We start from the raw sequence: 14,753 nt of genomic DNA on the forward strand, positions 1-14,753 counted from the left end.
GTCGCTGCGAGTAAACTGGGGCGCATGACCGGGCAGGATCCGGCCCCGGAACGGGCCGCTGCGGTTACCCAGAACGACGACGCGACGGACAGCCACGATGTCACGGACAGCGACGCCGTCGACACCTCGCTACGCAGTCCGGAGGAACGGTCCCGTACGTTTTGGGGCATCCTCCTCAACACCGGCGTTGCGAACATCACCACAAGTTACCTCTGGTTTGCCCTGACATTCTGGGCCTACCTGGAGACGCGAAACGTGATCGCCACCGGGGTGATCGGCGGTGCCTACATGCTGTTGATCGCGCTCTCGAGCATCAGCTTCGGCACGTTTGTGGACCGCTACCGCAAGCTCTCGGTGATGCGGTTCGCCGGAGCTTTCACCCTGGGCATGTTCCTGCTGGCCGGCGTCATGTTCCTCTACACGCCCGGGTCCAGCCTGCTGGATCTGACGCAGCCCTGGTTCTGGGTCTTCACGCTGATCATCCTGATCGGCGCGGTTGTGGAGAATCTGCGCAACATCGCCCTGTCCACCACGGTCACCATTCTCATTGAGCCGGACCGCCGCGCCAACGCCAATGGGCTGGTGGGAATGGTGCAGGGGTTGATGTTCATCATCACCTCCGTGCTCTCCGGCCTGTCAGTCGGGCTGCTCGGGATGGGCTGGACGATCGTCGTCGCGCTGGTTCTGACGGCGCTCGCCTTCGCGCATCTGCTCACCCTGAGCATGCCCGAGGAAGTGCGCGCCGCCGCCACGGATGCCCATGGGAGCTTTGACCTGCGCGGCTCCTGGGCCGCCGTTCTGGCGATCACCGGTTTGTTCGCGCTGATCCTGTTCTCCACGTTCAACAACTTTGTGGGCGGCGTCTATATGGCGTTGATGGACCCGTACGGCCTGGAACTGTTTCCCGTGGAGCTGTGGGGAGTGTACTTTGCACTCGGTTCGACCGGGTTCCTCGTCGGCGGCGCCCTGATCGGCAAGTTCGGGCTTGGTTCCAATCCGCTGCGAACCATGCTCATCGCCGTCGTCATCATGGGAATCATCGGCGCGGTCTTCACCATCCGCGAGTGGGCTTGGCTCTACATCGCCGGCATCTGGCTCTATCTGGTGCTCATCCCGTTCATTGAAGCCGCCGAGCAGACGGTCATCCAACGGGTGGTGCCGCTGCCGCGTCAGGGGCGCGTCTTCGGGCTCGCCATGGCATTCGAGGCGGGGGCGGCCCCGATCACTGCGTTCCTCATCGCGCCCATCGCCGAAATCTGGATCATCCCCTACGCCCGTTCTACGGAGGGCGCTGCGCAACTGGCACCACTGCTGGGAGAGGGCACCTCACGCGGAATCGCGCTGGTGTTCCTGATCGCCGGGATCGTCATCATCGCCGCCGCGCTGCTGGCTTTCCTGACTCCGGTCTATCGCCGCGTCTCGGCATCCTACGCGCAGGCAGCCGCCGAGACGCCGGCGGCACAGACACCCGCGGCGTCTTGAGAAATGATGGAGCGCAGGTTGCCGTGGAGGGGTTCTTGACTCACCAGCTGCATGACGGCTGACGCCTTCCGGTTCCTGCTGGTCTACGAGGGGACGTGTCTGCTCGTCTTCTCTCCCACTGACCTCCGGGCTACCGAGCCGGACGGGATGCGACTAGACAGGAACGGGGCACTCAGCCTCCGGCAAAGCAAATCGCATGAGTCTCCGCCGGGGTCGATACCGCAGAGCCAATCGAGCCAACTACCTCGTAACTACCTGCCGGCTCCACTACGACCCAGATCCAAGATCCATCGCGACCGCAATGCGCAGGGGACAATCCCCAGCAGGCGCGATTCGCTGCCTCCAATGCTTTGTGGCCAGGGAACTTTATTACGCGCTGAAGAAGGACCTGCGCCACTTTGGGACGACGTGAGTACGGACGACTGGCTGACAGCCGAGACTGACTAAACGGAAAGCCAGACGGTAGAGTCTGCCGACATGCCCTTCGAAGTGACCGGGGTGCTTGCAGACAGCACCTGCGCTTCTGAAGGCAGGGGGTGGAATTCTGCTTGGGTATTCATGAGACATCGAAAGCCGTTGCCGCGATTGAATCCGATGATCCCAGTGGGCAGATCCTCGATCCAGGCGAAGTCCGCTGAAGCGAGGGCTGGAATTTCCCGGCGTCGTCGTAGAGCTTCCCGGTACATTTCCAGTGTTGACCCGTCGACGCCCTGCTGGGCTTCAACGGAGTACTTCCCGAACTCCGCGGGTTGCGGCAACCATGGTGATCCGGCTCCGAACCCGCAGGATGGTCCGGCGATTGTCCACGGTAGCGGGACCCGACATCCGTCGCGGCCCTTGAGCTTGTGGCCCGTTCGAAACCATACCGGGTCCTGCAAAACATGTTCGGGAAGATCGGGGACCTCTGGAAGCCCGAGCTCTTCCCCTTGATATAGGTAAGCGGATCCGGGCAGCGCAAGCATCATGAGCGTCGCTGCACGTGCCCGCCGCAGTCCAAGGTTCTGATCAACGATAGGACTGGTTCCGTTGCTGATCAGCCACTGATCCGGATGGACGTCGGCAGGAAGAGCGTACCTTGAGGCGTGGCGGGGAACGTCATGATTCGAAAGTACCCAGGTCAGGCCACCGCCGACGCCGTGGTGGTCATCGATGGATCGTTGTATGACTGCCCGGAATTCCGCGGCTCCCCATGAGGCTTTGAGCAGAGAGAAGTCGAAGACCTGGCCCAGTTCTGTTGGGCGGGCGTAGAGGTATGTCCTTTTGCTCGTTGGATGCCAGGTTTCAGCGACGGCCATCCGGGACGGGTCATACTCGTTGAAGACTTCCCTCCAGGTCTCGTATATGGCGTGAACCTCGTCGCGGTCGTAGAGGGGGTCGGTGCCGTCTTCGGGGATGCGGGTATCGAGGTAGGGCTGGCTCCGAAGGGGTTCAGATAGATCCTTGGCCAGAGAGTGCGCCACATCGACTCTGAATCCGTCGACTCCGCGGTCCGACCAGAAACGCAGCGTGTCGAGAAAGTATTGTTTTACTTCTTGATTGCCCCAGTTCAGGTCGGGCTGCTCTTTCGCGAAAAGGTGGCAGTACCACTGCCCATCGTCGGTGCGTTCCCAGGCGCTGCCTCCGAAGTGTGATTGCCAGTCCGCGGGTGGTTCGTCACCATTGGCGCCCGTGCCGTCACGGAAGATGTACCGGTCACGCTCGGGCGATCCGGGTCCGGTGTCGAGGGCTTGCTGGAACCAGGGGTGCTGTTCGGAGGTGTGGTTGGGCACGATATCCACGATGATTCTGATTCCCAGTGCATGTGCTTTCTGGATCAGCCGATCGAAGTCTTCCAGTGTGCCGAGGCGTGGGTCGACGTCGCGGTAGTTCGATATGTCGTAGCCGCCATCAGCAAGCGGAGACGGATAGAACGGGCTGAGCCAGATCGCGTCGATGCCGAGGTCGGCCAGGTATTCCAGGCGACTGGTGACACCGGCAAGATCGCCGATGCCGTCAGCGTTCGAATCGGCGAAGCTGCGGGGGTACACCTGGTAAATGACTGCGTTCTTCCACCAGTTGGCGGTGTCAGGTTGCGGCTGTTTCATGGATCCTTCGAAGAGTTTGCGGGTAAATATCGGTGAAGTGGCGCGGGCCAGCGTGAAGCTCAACCTTTGGTGGCACCCTGAAGCAGGGCCTTGACGAAGTGTCGCTGGAGCAGGAGGAAAACAACGATGACCGGTCCCATGATCAGCAGTGCTCCGGCGTTCAACAACACGACGTCGGTGCTGTATTGGCCGACGAAAGCTTGCAAGGCCCCGGCCATCGTCCGCTTCTCAGCGTCCTGGATCAGCACGATGGTGAGAAGGAACTGGTTCCATGTGGAAAGGAAAGTCAGGAGCGCCAGCGATGCCAACGCGGGCCCGGCCAGCGGAACGTGGATGTGCCTGAACGCATTCCAACTGCCTGCTCCATCCACACCAGCGGCCTCACTGAGTTCCTGCGGAACCGTCAGGAAGTGCGCCCGCATCCAGAACACTGCGAACGGAAGGTTCAGCGCGATCAGCGGGAGGATCAAGCCCACCCGGTTATTCAGGAGGCCCATGTCCTGTATTTGATGGTAAAGCGGGATGATTGTGAGTTCGAATGGAAGGGTAAGGCCGGCCAGCAGCAGGAGGAAAAGGATCCGGCCGAGCGGGATGTTCAGTATCGTGATGGCATACGCGGCCATCGTGGAGATGATTACGAGTGCGGGCACGACTCCCAATACAATCAAACTGCTTGATCCGAGCAGGGTCGTGATGTTCGCGGCATTCCAAGCGTCGACGAAGTTATGCCATTGCGGGTCGGCGGGCCAGGAGATGCCCGCCGGTACGGTGCCTTGCGGCTGCAGCGCGGCGGAAAACATGCTGAGCAGAGGAATGACTGAGAACAACATCGCGGCGATCATCAGGACAATGCCGGGCAGTTGCTGACGGGTTGTGGTTTGCATTTCCTCAACGCTCCTTGAAGACGCGCTGGAGTGGCCCAACGACGAGTAGAACCAGAATCGCCAGCACGACAGCGAGTGCGCTGGCCAGCCCGAGTTGGTTTTCGACGAAACCAAGCCGATAGATTTCCACGCCAGGAACCATCGTTGACCGGCCGGGACCGCCCTGGGTGGACAGGAACACGACGTCGAACGCTGCGAGGGCGGCGATAATCGTGATCGTCACGCAAACCCCAAGTTCCTGCTTCAGCCCTGGGAGTGTGACCGAGCGCGTTTGCTGCAGGAAGTTTGCACCGTCCAGCCGGGCCGCTTCGTACAGGCTGGCATCGATTTTCCCGATTCCTGCCATAAGCAGGAGAGTGCAGAGCCCGGTTGAGAGCCACGTGCCGATGAATCCCACGGCGGGCAGAGCCCAGTCGAAGTCACCCAGCCAGGCGCGGGTGAAGCTCTCAAGCCCTATTGAGGACAGAAACTGGTTCACGACACCGTCGCGGGAATACATCCATGTCCAAGCGATGGCCGCTGCGGCACCGGGAATGATCTGAGGCAGGAAGAGCAGCGTCCGGGCGGTTGCACCGAAAACCCTCCCTTTGATCTCCCGCATGAGGGCCGCGATGATCAAGCCCATAACGACCGGCACGACCGTGAAGAAGATGATCAGGAAGAAAGCGTTACCAATGGTTGCGAGCAGTTCGGGGTCCGTGAAGACGCGGCGGTAATTATCCAGTCCGACCCACGTGGACGGCCCGAAGCCATCCCAGTCGTAGAAGGAAATCTGGACGGAACTGGCAACGGGTCGGATGACGAAAGCCGCATACATGACCAGGGCTGGAACCGCGAACCACCATCCTACCCAGCGGGCACCCTGCGCCCGGCGAGAGCCTGCCCGTCGCTTCTTAGACCGCGGAAGGCGTGCTCCGGCCCCGGACGTCACAGCTGTGTTGGTGGAGGTCATCGTCCGATTTCTTCCTCATACACGGCCTGGATATTGCTGACGAACTCCTCCGCCGTGATTTCACCGGCGAACAGTCGCTGCCCCTCCGGTGTCCACGCGTTGCTCTGCAATCCGGGGGTGGCATTTTGCACGAAATCGACCACACCGTCATCTTCTGCGAGTTGTGTGAAGGCGGCCTGCACATCCGCGAAAACACCTTCAGTTGATGGCTGGGCGGAAGCTTCGCTGGCTTCACCGAGGGGCAGATAACCGTTGTCGAGGGCTGCTTGTCGGGCTTCGTCGCTGCGGAGGAAGTTCAGGTAGGCGGCTGCTTCGTTCTTGTTTTCGCAGTTGGCCGGAATTCCGAACGGTGACGCAGCATTCGACTGGGCGACGTGCGCTGCGCCTGCCTCCACAGGAGGAGCAAGGAAGAATCCGGCGTTATCTGCCATATTCTGCTGGATCGGGCCGGCGTTCCAGTTCCCGGAGGGAAGGAACACCGATTCCCCCGCCATGAACCGCCCAAGGGCCTGCTGCCCGTCGACAGCGTTTGCGTCCTCGTTGAAGTATCCCGCATCAATCCATTCGGTGAGAGTCTGGGCCGCCTGAATTCCCTCCGGCGAGTCAATGGTGGCTCCGGGTGTACGGAAGATCCACTCATTGGTGGCTTCGGCACCCATGTAGTAGTTCAGCAGGAACTGGTAGACGTGTCCCAGACCGCCGTCGGCGTTGTTGACCATGATGGGGGTCTGGCCGGCTTCCTTTGCTGCGGCGAGCACCGTCTCGAGTTCTTCGAGCGTGGCAGGGGGTTCGTTCATGCCGAGGTCGGCCGCCATGGACCTGTTGACGTACCAGCTCTCAAGCACGAATCCCGACGGCATGGCATACAAGTCACCGTCACCTCGTACACCGTCTTCGTTTACCCTGTACTGAACTAGCTGAGAGGCAGGAATCTCACTCCACCCATAGGCCTCCGCGTATGGTTCGAGGCTGGTCAGCAATGAGTCCTCAACGTGGCTTTCCAGCGTTCCCACCCGGTGAATGCACGCGGGGTCTTCTGAAGCAAGAACCCGGGGGAGCGTGGTGCTCATAACCTCGTCAGGCTCCGTGGTCAGTTCGATGGTGATGTTGGGATTCTGTTCCTCGAAGGCGGCGATCTGAGCCTCATCGAGCGCGGTCAGACCTGCCCCGTCGAACATTCTCAAAGTGACTTCGCTGCCAGCAACATCGGTGCTGACATCAGTGGGTGCCGTGCCCGCAGAATCAATCTCGGACCCTGGCCCGGAACAGCCGGTGAGCACGAGCGTGCCGGTCAGCACAGACAGGGACAGGACCTTCGGACGTGCAAGGCGGACGGTGGTGACGAGCGAAGATGGGCGGCGACGCGACATTGGGTTCCTCCGGAGCAATATTGGATAAGAGAGTACGGTGCTGAATCCTTTTCGGAAACGCTTCCGATAACTACTATCGGTGAGTGACCTGCGTTACGTCAAGCCCTCACATCCACATGCTTTGAAAGCAGGTCAAAAGCCGAGAACCCAAGAGATGCGCGTTCGATAACGCTTCCGAATATTGGGATGAGAATGGGAGTAAACAGGTAGGATCGGATCGTGCACAACGTTTCGGAGAAGGTAAACCTCGTTGATATAGCCGGCCGCGCTGGCGTGTCGCTGTCCACAGCCTCACGGGCACTGAACAACGCATACGGCGTTTCTGCGGCTACGCGCACGCGTGTGCTAGCCGTCGCTGAAGAACTTTCTTATGTCGTCTCCCCGGAAGCTTCTCGCCTGGCGGGGGGGAGTACTGGGCGGGTTGCGGTGGTCGTTCCGCATATCTCACGCTGGTTTTTCGGGGAGATGCTCGCAGGTTTGGAAGAGGTGCTGCGCAGTGCGGACCTCGACCTGCTTCTGTACAACATCGACACGCTCAACCACCGCCAGCATTTTTTTGAGCGACTACCAGCAAGACGCAAAGTTGACGCCGTGGTGGTGTTAGCTTTTCCCGTGGATGAACAGGAACGCAAGCGCCTGGAACTGATGGGCGTGGCAATCGTCGCCGCCGGCGGCCAGAGCGCCTCCTACCCGTTCGTCTGCATCGACGACCACATTGCCGGGCGGCAGGCGATGGATCACCTCCTATTCCTAGGCCATAGGCAAATCGCCATGATCGCGGCCGAAACCCCTCTGGCGCCGGGATGGCCAAAAAACAACCAGCGTTCCGCAGGCTACTACTCGGCACTGAAGGAAGCGGGAATAGTTCCAGACGACAATCTGGTGAGGACCGTCGACTGGGGAGGGGAAGAAGGCGCAAAAGCGATGGGTGCCCTGCTCAGCCTGAAGAATCCCCCCACCGCTGTATACGCGCATTCGGACGAGGTGGCCCTCGGCGCAATACGCACAATCCGAAGGGCGGGCCTACGTATACCGGAGGACATTTCAGTCATCGGAATTGATGATCACCCGGCGGGCGCACTAGCCGACCTCACCACAGTGCACCAAAGCGTGCGAGAACAAGGCGCAATCGCGGGTCGGTCCGTACTCGCCGCGCTACGGCAGGAAGAATTTGATCCAGCCATCATCGTGCCGACAGAACTGATCATCCGGAGCACAACGGCACCTCCACGTCAGCGACCCTAGGCACTTACGTCCCCGACTGTGCTGTCCCACGCTCAACCGGAAAGATCGCTTCGAAGAATCTGGCGCTCACCCCCACAGCGGCTCGATTTGTCCATAGGAACGCCTACACCGTAACGGCGCTCCCCCGGGCCTGGTCCTCGAGCATTGCGCCGAGAATCCGAGCGCCTTCGGGGAAGGCACTGGGGTTGGGCCCCGCGTAATTCAGCCGGATGAAGGGGCCCACCGGTTCCGCCGGGAACCATTCATTCCCGGCAGCAATAACGACGCCGTTGGCCTCACAGTCGCGAGCCAACTGTTCGACGTCGGTACCGTCAGGCAGGCGTGCCCACAGGTTCAGCCCGCCCTTGGGCACGTGGTCGATATGCGCGGAGGGCGCGTGCCTGCGCAGGCTGGTGAGCAGCAGGTCGCGGCGGGATTGGAGTTGGTGGCGGAGCCCGCGGAGGTGGGTCTGCCACGCCGGTTGGGTGACGACATCCAGCGCCGCAGCCTGGAGCAGGCCACTGACATACATTGATTCCGCCCCTTGGTCAGCGAGAATCCGTTCACGTGCCGGCCCTCGAGCAATGACGGCGGCAACCCGGATGGACGGGGAAACGCTCTTGGTCAGCGAGCGCAGGTAGACCACGTGGCCGGAGTCGTCCTGCGCCGCGACGGGAGCCGGACTGGTGTTGATCCCGAAGTCGTGGGCCCAGTCATCCTCCACAAGGAAGGCGCCGTGCGCGCGGACGATGTCCAGCACCTGCTCGCGGCGCTCGGCGTCCCACTGGGCACCCGTGGGGTTGGCGTAGTTGGGCTGGGCGTAGAACAGGCGGGCACCGGTCTCCTCGAAGGCCCGCGCCAGCGCTTCGGGATCCGGTCCGTCAGCGCCCGTCGGAACCGGGATGATGGTGGCACCGGCCTGCGTTGCGGCCAGAATGGCGCCCCAATAGGTGGGTGACTCCATCAGAACGGGCTGCCCGCTGCCGGCCAACGCGCGGAAGATGGCGCTCAATCCACTCTGACTGCCTGGCAACACCAGAACGTCACTCGGCGTCGGTGGAGTGATACTCGCCGGTGTGGCTGCGCGCAGTTCCTGGGCGAACCACGATCGCAGTTCGGGAAGCCCTGCAGCAGGCGGACGGGCCAGCGCGGCGTCGCTGCGTGACGCCCGCGCCAGGGCTGCCCGGACCGCACGGACCGGCAGCAGCTCGGAGTCCGGATAGCCGGAGTGGAAGGCAATCGTGTCGTTTGCAGTGTCCCGCAAGGTGGTCGGCAGGCCATGCCGGGGCGCTTTGGGGGACCGCAACGCGGCGGTCTGCCACCCATAGTCAGCGGGCCGGGCGGTCCGGACTGACCGCACAAACGTTCCCGATCCGGGACGGCTCTCCACCAGCCCGCGGGCAGTCAGTAGCTGCAATGCTTTCTGCACCGTTACCGGGCTGACCCGGTGCTCGGCGACCAGCGCCCGGGTGGTCGGCAGCCGCGACCCTGGAGCCGCCCCGGAAATCCAGTCATTCAGTGCAGCAGCGATACGGGAACTGCTATCGTTGTTCATGTACAGCAATAGTAGCGCTACTCTTGTGCGAACTGAACCGCTATCCCACCGGCCAGCCGGCATCTGGTGGGGGCTTCTCGGCGTAGCGGCATTTTCCTTCACCGTTCCGTTCACCAAGGTGGCCGTGGAAGGGATGTCGCCGCTGTTCATCGGTTCCGGCCGAGCGGTGCTGGCCGCGCTTCTCGCAGCCCTTGCGCTGGGCATCATGCGGCAGCGGCTCCCCTGCGGTATCCAGTGGGCGCGGCTCGCCATCATCGCTGGTGGCGTCGTAGTGGGCTTCCCCGTCCTGACCTCCTACGCACTCACCGCTGTGCCGGCGAGTCATGCCGCCGTCGTCACCGCCCTGCTGCCGGCGGCGACTGCGACGGCGGCCGTCCTGCGCGGGCATGAACGTCCGCCGCTGGTTTTCTGGATCATGAGCGGCATCGGCGCAGCGGTCACGGTTGCCTTCGCCGCTTTCACCTCCGGCGGGCTTGGCGGCTTCAGCTGGCCGGACCTTCTTCTGCTCGGTGCTGTAGTGGCCGGCGCTATCGGCTACGCCGAGGGCGGCCTGCTGGCCCGCGACCTGGGTTCCTGGCAGGTCATCTCCTGGGCCCTCGTTGTGGCCGCTCCCCTCATGGTTCTGCTGACCTCCATCGCCATGATTGAGGAGCCGCCGGCAGCCTCAGCGGTACAGTGGGCCGCCTTCGCCTACCTCGGAGTGGTCAGTATGTTCCTCGGCTTCTTCGCCTGGTACCGCGGACTGGCAATCGGTCCGATGACCCGGGTCAGCCAGATACAGCTGGTGCAACCGGTCCTGACCATCGCCTGGGCAGCACTCTTGCTCGGGGAGAACCTGACGTGGCCGACCGTTGTGGGAGGCCTCGCCGTCGTTCTCTGTGCGGGGGTGGCCGTGCGGGCGCGCGCCGGAACTCGTTCGGCATCCCGGTCGCGGCCCCGCACCGTATCCCCCAACTCCTGACGCCAACACGGCGTGTCACAACGCAACACGCCGCCGGAACCGGATGTGCTGGCCCGGTACCCGGGGAATCCGGCCCGCCCTTGAGCGCGCTGAACCGAGGAAGGTGCGGGTGCTAGTTAGTAGGTCCGGCACTCCCCAAGGAACGACCGGCCACAGCCCTCCTACGTATTGTTCGACTTCGGCGCGCCTATGCCGGCGTTGATCTTGTGCGGCCCAGCGGCAGAAGGACGGACGTCGAACTCGAACATCGCAGTCGGGAGGTAGACGGTTGAACAGGAGTTGGGAATATCCACCACCCCGGACAACCTCCCCTCAATCGGCGCGGATCCCAGCAACAGGTAAGCCTGCTCCGGGCTGTAGCCGAACTTCGTCAGGTAGTCGATTGCATGCAGGCACGCTCGCTGGTAGGACAAGTGCGAGTCAAGATAATGCTGTTTGCCGTCCAGGGTCACAGAGGTGCCGGAGAAAGCGATCCACTCGCTGTAGCGCGGATCAACAATGCCGGGCATGAAGATCGCATTCTCACTGACGCCATAGGTCTCCATGCCGCCCTTGATGACATCAACCCTGAGGTCTATGAACCCGCCCATCTCAATGGCACCGCAGAAGGTGATTTCGCCGTCGCCCTGTGAGAAGTGGAGATCGCCCAGTGACAGGTTGGCGCCGTCCACGAAGACCGGATAGAAGATCCGTGAACCCTTGGAGAGATTCTTGATGTCCTGGTTACCGCCGTTTTCCCGGGGTGGAGCGGTGCGCGCCGCCTCGCCCGCTACGCGGTCGAACTCCGACGCGCCTAGGCTTCCGAGAACGGCATGCTCCGCTTCGGGCGGCAGAGCCAGGGGCGGCACACGGTTGGGGTCCGTGGCGATGAGGTCGCCCTCGCGCTTGTTCCACTTCGCCAGCAACTCTGCAGAGGGAGCCGTACCCATGAGACCGGGGTGGATGAGTCCCGCATAGGACACTTCCGGTACGTGCCGCGACGTCGCCATCTGACCAGTGAAGTCCCAAATCGCCTTGTAGGCGTCAGGAAACTGCTCGGTCAGGAAGCCTCCGCCGTTGTTTCGGGCGAAGATACCCGTGTAGCCCCATCCCTGCCCGGCCAGCGGCCCTGAATCTTCCTGCGGGATTGGGCCCACGTCGAGGATATCGACGATGAGCAGGTCTCCCGGCTTGACTCCTTCGACGGCGAAAGGCCCGCTGAGCTTGTGGACGGTGAGCAACGGAGCGTTCAGAATGTCATCCGCGGAGTCGTCGTTGACTATAGCGCCGTCAAACCACTCGCGGCAGTGAACCCTGAATGAATCACCGGGCTTCACTGTGGCTACCGGAGGAATCTCCGGGTGCCACCGGTTATGTCCAACCTTTTCCTGATCTTCGAACTTCTTTGATGAATCAAGGGGAAATATAACGTCAGGCATTGCATCTCCTTCAAAAATGCTGTCTGGCCCGCTGATTAGGGCCGGGGTAGTTTCTTGTGAAGCGGATTGGATGAATAGCGTTGCGTCTTTCGACTACCCGTTGCCGGAAGCCCTCCGGAAACAACCTGCGGCTCCGATGCCGAACGGTAAGTTGAATCGATCAGTTGGAATGCTGCCGAGCCTGTCCGGGAAATGTTTGGCACGCTCATCCTCCGGCGGGCGGTCTGCCGGCACTGCGGACATTCGGTCGATTCCGCAGCTGCACTCATGGGACGAATGGCCTCAAACACGTCGCATTGGGGACAGAGATACTCATAGATCGGCATGCAGAACGCGCCCTTCTGTGTCGGATGAATGATCAGGCAGGTACCGCGAGGCTGTCCTGTGAGGACGGCTTGGCATGCGGGATGCCTCTTCGGCCAAGGAAGAACGCCGCCGCAAGAGCAGCAACTGCTGCGACAGTCACCAGCAAGGCGAGGCCGGTGTTCGTCTCATACCTGCCTACCAGCAGGAAAAACGCGGGGATGGTGCCGGTTATGTGGGCCACAAAGATCGTGAACCAGCCAGTGGTGTAGGCCAGGGAGTCCTTACCCAGCCCCAACAGCAGGAAGAACAGAAACCACAGGACCGCCCAGGTCAGCCAGATTGCGCCGAACACCGGGTCCGCGACCAGGGTGAATTGGAGGATTCCGATCACCACCGCACAGGCTGCAACAAAGAGAGAGAACCAGCCCAGACCCTCGCCGCTGATTCCGGTCGCTTGAAGGATTCCCACATACAGGTATGTGAAACCAAAAAGATACAGGCCAGCGGCGCCGAAGATCGTCGGCAAGTCGTTGTTGGCCTGAATCAGGATGATGGTCGGGAAGACAACCTGCATAATCCCGACGAAGAAATTCAAAATGGCTGCCGATTTACCGGGAACCACTCCAATAAGCATGAGACCGTTAATGAAAAGAACTGCGCCAACATATAACAGACCAACACTGCTCATGGCACTCCGTTGCAATACAAAGAGTGAGTGGGAACCTACGAGGGGAAAACCCACCTGCGCGTGCCGGCGGTTTTCACAGAATCAGCAAAAGAATAAGATATAAGTGCGTTGTATCGGCAACCATAGTCCTGCTCAATTTTTCTGTCAACGATAAAAATCACGTCCCGCAGTCCGGGCGCAACGGGTTATCCCCCGGTAGAACTTTCCTTGATTCCTGATGGACAAGAGAGCCTCTGTTCCCTGTTCCGAAAGGCGTGTGAGTGCTTCACTGGACAGTACGACGACGGCCCTGCCGCCTCCCGCTGCTTCCGGAGGTTCCTGAATGAACAAGATCATCCTCATGATGTCCGTCTCCCTGGACGGCTACTTCGAAGGACTCGACCGGGACATCAGCTGGCACCGGGTGGACGAAGAGCTTCACAGCTACTTCAACGAGCAGTGCCGCGCGATGGCCGGTTTCTTCGACGGACGCGTCACCCATGAGCTGATGGCCGAGTACTGGCCCACCGCTGACCAGAATCCGGATGCCTCCGAACCGGAGATCGAGTTCGCACAGATTTGGCGGGATGCACGCAAGTATGTGTTCTCACAAACCCTTTCGGAGGCGGGCCGGAACACGACGGTGATTTCCGACGTCGTTCCTGAACAGATCGCCGAGCTGAAGGCGCAGATCGGCGGCGATATCGCGCTGGGCGGAGCCAACCTCGCAGCCAGCTTTCTCCGGCTCGGCCTGGTGGACGAGTACCGCATCTGCGTCCATCCGGTAGTGCTTGGCAAAGGCCGGCCGCTCTTCGAAGATCCCAAGGTCCAGCTGAATCTCAAGCTCGAGGAAACGCGGAGGTTCAGCAACGGCGTGGTTCTGCTGCGGTATACGAACGATCGCTAGCGTCTTATCCGGCCAGAGGGGGCCGGGGCTGGTCTCCTTCGAGCAGTCCTGACAGACTTCCTCGCATGACTTCCTCCCGTCCCTTTGCACAAGTTGATGTGTTCTCTCCGACTCCGTACCTAGGAAATCCAGTCGCCGTCGTACTGGATGGTGAGGAGCTGAGCGACGACGCGATGCAGCGCGTGGCTCGCTGGACCAATCTCTCCGAAACCACGCTCCTGCTGCCGCCCACCAATCCGGAAGCGGACTACCGCGTACGGATCTTCACCCCGGGAGGTGAGCTTCCGTTCGCCGGTCATCCGACGCTCGGTTCAGCGCACGCCTGGCTTGAGGCTGGCGGTACGCCGCGGCGCGATGACCTGGTTGTGCAGGAGTGCACGGCGGGGCTCATCAATGTCCGGCGCGGCGACGAGATCCTGTCCTTCGCCGCTCCACCCACGCGACGCACCGGGAACCTGGAGGGCGAGTACCTCGCAGGGATCGTCGCCGCGTTCGGCATCCGCGAGGACCAGGTGCTCTCACACCAGTGGGTGGACAACGGGCCGGGCTGGGCGGTCATCCGGCTGGCCACCGCGCAGGAGGTGCTCGATCTGGAACCTGATCTGTCGCGGATCCCGACGGCGATGATCGGCGCAGTCGGCGCCTATCCCGACGGTTCCGAGCATGCCTACGAGATGCGTACCTTCGCGCCCGCTCTCGGCGTTCCCGAAGACCCGGTGTGCGGGAGCATGAACGCCTCAGTGGGCCAATGGTTGACCGGCACCGGTGCAATGCCGAGCACCTATCGGGTGTCGCAGGGTTCCCGGCTGGGCAGGGCGGGAGACATCACCATCACAGCCGACGACGACGGCACCGTCTGGGTGGGCGGCGCCACAACAACGTGTTTCCGGGGAACTGCCGAGATCTGATCTGTGCGGGGCTCGTCTCGTCTCTCGGGCAGCGT

At 61.8% G+C, this 14,753-nt stretch carries 13 protein-coding genes; 5 read left to right on the forward strand and 8 right to left on the reverse strand.

Going from position 1 to position 14,753, the window contains the following annotated elements; all coding sequences use genetic code 11:
* Nucleotides 1-24: 24 nt before the first annotated feature.
* Nucleotides 25-1,482 carry an MFS transporter gene (locus ACZ2GY_RS14655; protein ID WP_471672255.1) on the forward strand — a complete coding sequence of 486 codons (1,458 nt, stop codon included), beginning with the start codon at nt 25-27 and terminating at the stop codon, nt 1,480-1,482.
* 443 nt (nt 1,483-1,925) lie between these two features.
* Here ACZ2GY_RS14655 and ACZ2GY_RS14660 read toward each other — a convergent pair whose 3' ends face one another.
* The 4 genes from ACZ2GY_RS14660 to ACZ2GY_RS14675 are packed head-to-tail and all read right to left on the reverse strand — an operon-like array spanning nt 1,926 to nt 6,772.
* A complete protein-coding gene (locus tag ACZ2GY_RS14660; RefSeq protein WP_471672256.1) occupies nt 1,926-3,566 on the reverse strand; it encodes a glycoside hydrolase family 13 protein in 1,641 nt (546 codons plus the stop codon).
* A 59-nt stretch (nt 3,567-3,625) separates the two neighbouring features.
* Nucleotides 3,626-4,450, reverse strand: a complete 825-nt coding sequence (locus ACZ2GY_RS14665) for a carbohydrate ABC transporter permease (protein WP_471672257.1) — start codon at nt 4,448-4,450, stop codon at nt 3,626-3,628.
* Nucleotides 4,451-4,454: 4 nt separating this feature from the next.
* Nucleotides 4,455-5,402, reverse strand: a complete 948-nt coding sequence (locus ACZ2GY_RS14670; RefSeq protein WP_471672258.1) for a carbohydrate ABC transporter permease — start codon at nt 5,400-5,402, stop codon at nt 4,455-4,457.
* The gene (locus tag ACZ2GY_RS14675; protein ID WP_471672259.1) at nt 5,399-6,772 is read right to left on the reverse strand and encodes an ABC transporter substrate-binding protein; all 1,374 of its coding nucleotides are present in this window, start codon (nt 6,770-6,772) and stop codon (nt 5,399-5,401) included. Before ACZ2GY_RS14675 ends, ACZ2GY_RS14670 begins: the two co-directional genes overlap by 4 nt.
* Nucleotides 6,773-6,991: 219 nt before the next feature.
* Here ACZ2GY_RS14675 and ACZ2GY_RS14680 point away from each other — a divergent pair, with 219 nt between their 5' ends.
* Nucleotides 6,992-8,017: a LacI family DNA-binding transcriptional regulator gene (locus ACZ2GY_RS14680; RefSeq protein ID WP_471672260.1), complete on the forward strand. Its 1,026-nt coding sequence runs from the start codon at nt 6,992-6,994 to the stop codon at nt 8,015-8,017.
* 103 nt (nt 8,018-8,120) lie between these two features.
* Here the strand turns inward: ACZ2GY_RS14680 and ACZ2GY_RS14685 are convergent, their stop codons facing one another.
* Nucleotides 8,121-9,551, reverse strand: coding sequence for an aminotransferase-like domain-containing protein (locus tag ACZ2GY_RS14685; RefSeq protein WP_471672261.1), 1,431 nt, complete (start codon nt 9,549-9,551; stop codon nt 8,121-8,123).
* On the opposite strand from ACZ2GY_RS14685, the gene ACZ2GY_RS14690 reads away from it, so the two are divergent.
* A complete protein-coding gene (locus tag ACZ2GY_RS14690) occupies nt 9,550-10,512 on the forward strand; it encodes a DMT family transporter (protein ID WP_471672262.1) in 963 nt (320 codons plus the stop codon). The genes ACZ2GY_RS14685 and ACZ2GY_RS14690 overlap by 2 nt on opposite strands.
* 161 nt (nt 10,513-10,673) lie before the next feature.
* On the opposite strand, the gene fmdA is transcribed toward ACZ2GY_RS14690, so the two are convergent.
* The 3 genes from fmdA to ACZ2GY_RS14705 are packed head-to-tail and all read right to left on the reverse strand — an operon-like array spanning nt 10,674 to nt 12,924.
* Nucleotides 10,674-11,930: a formamidase gene (gene fmdA, locus ACZ2GY_RS14695; RefSeq protein WP_471672263.1), complete on the reverse strand. Its 1,257-nt coding sequence runs from the start codon at nt 11,928-11,930 to the stop codon at nt 10,674-10,676.
* 35 nt (nt 11,931-11,965) lie between these two features.
* On the reverse strand, nt 11,966-12,256 hold the full coding sequence (locus ACZ2GY_RS14700) for an FmdB family zinc ribbon protein (RefSeq protein WP_471672264.1): 291 nt from the start codon (nt 12,254-12,256) through the stop codon (nt 11,966-11,968).
* A 32-nt stretch (nt 12,257-12,288) separates the two neighbouring features.
* Entirely contained in the window at nt 12,289-12,924 is a 636-nt protein-coding gene (locus ACZ2GY_RS14705) for an AmiS/UreI family transporter (RefSeq protein WP_346027470.1), read from the reverse strand.
* Between the two features lie 322 nt (nt 12,925-13,246).
* Here ACZ2GY_RS14705 and ACZ2GY_RS14710 point away from each other — a divergent pair, with 322 nt between their 5' ends.
* Together ACZ2GY_RS14710 and ACZ2GY_RS14715 are read left to right on the forward strand one after the other, a co-directional pair.
* Nucleotides 13,247-13,810 (forward strand): dihydrofolate reductase family protein, encoded by a 564-nt coding sequence (locus ACZ2GY_RS14710; RefSeq protein ID WP_277359428.1) that lies wholly within the window; start codon nt 13,247-13,249, stop codon nt 13,808-13,810.
* A 65-nt stretch (nt 13,811-13,875) separates the two neighbouring features.
* On the forward strand, nt 13,876-14,718 hold the full coding sequence (locus ACZ2GY_RS14715; RefSeq protein WP_471672265.1) for a PhzF family phenazine biosynthesis protein: 843 nt from the start codon (nt 13,876-13,878) through the stop codon (nt 14,716-14,718).
* Nucleotides 14,719-14,753 lie beyond the last annotated feature (35 nt).

This window comes from Arthrobacter sp. KKT183 (genome assembly GCF_055657625.1).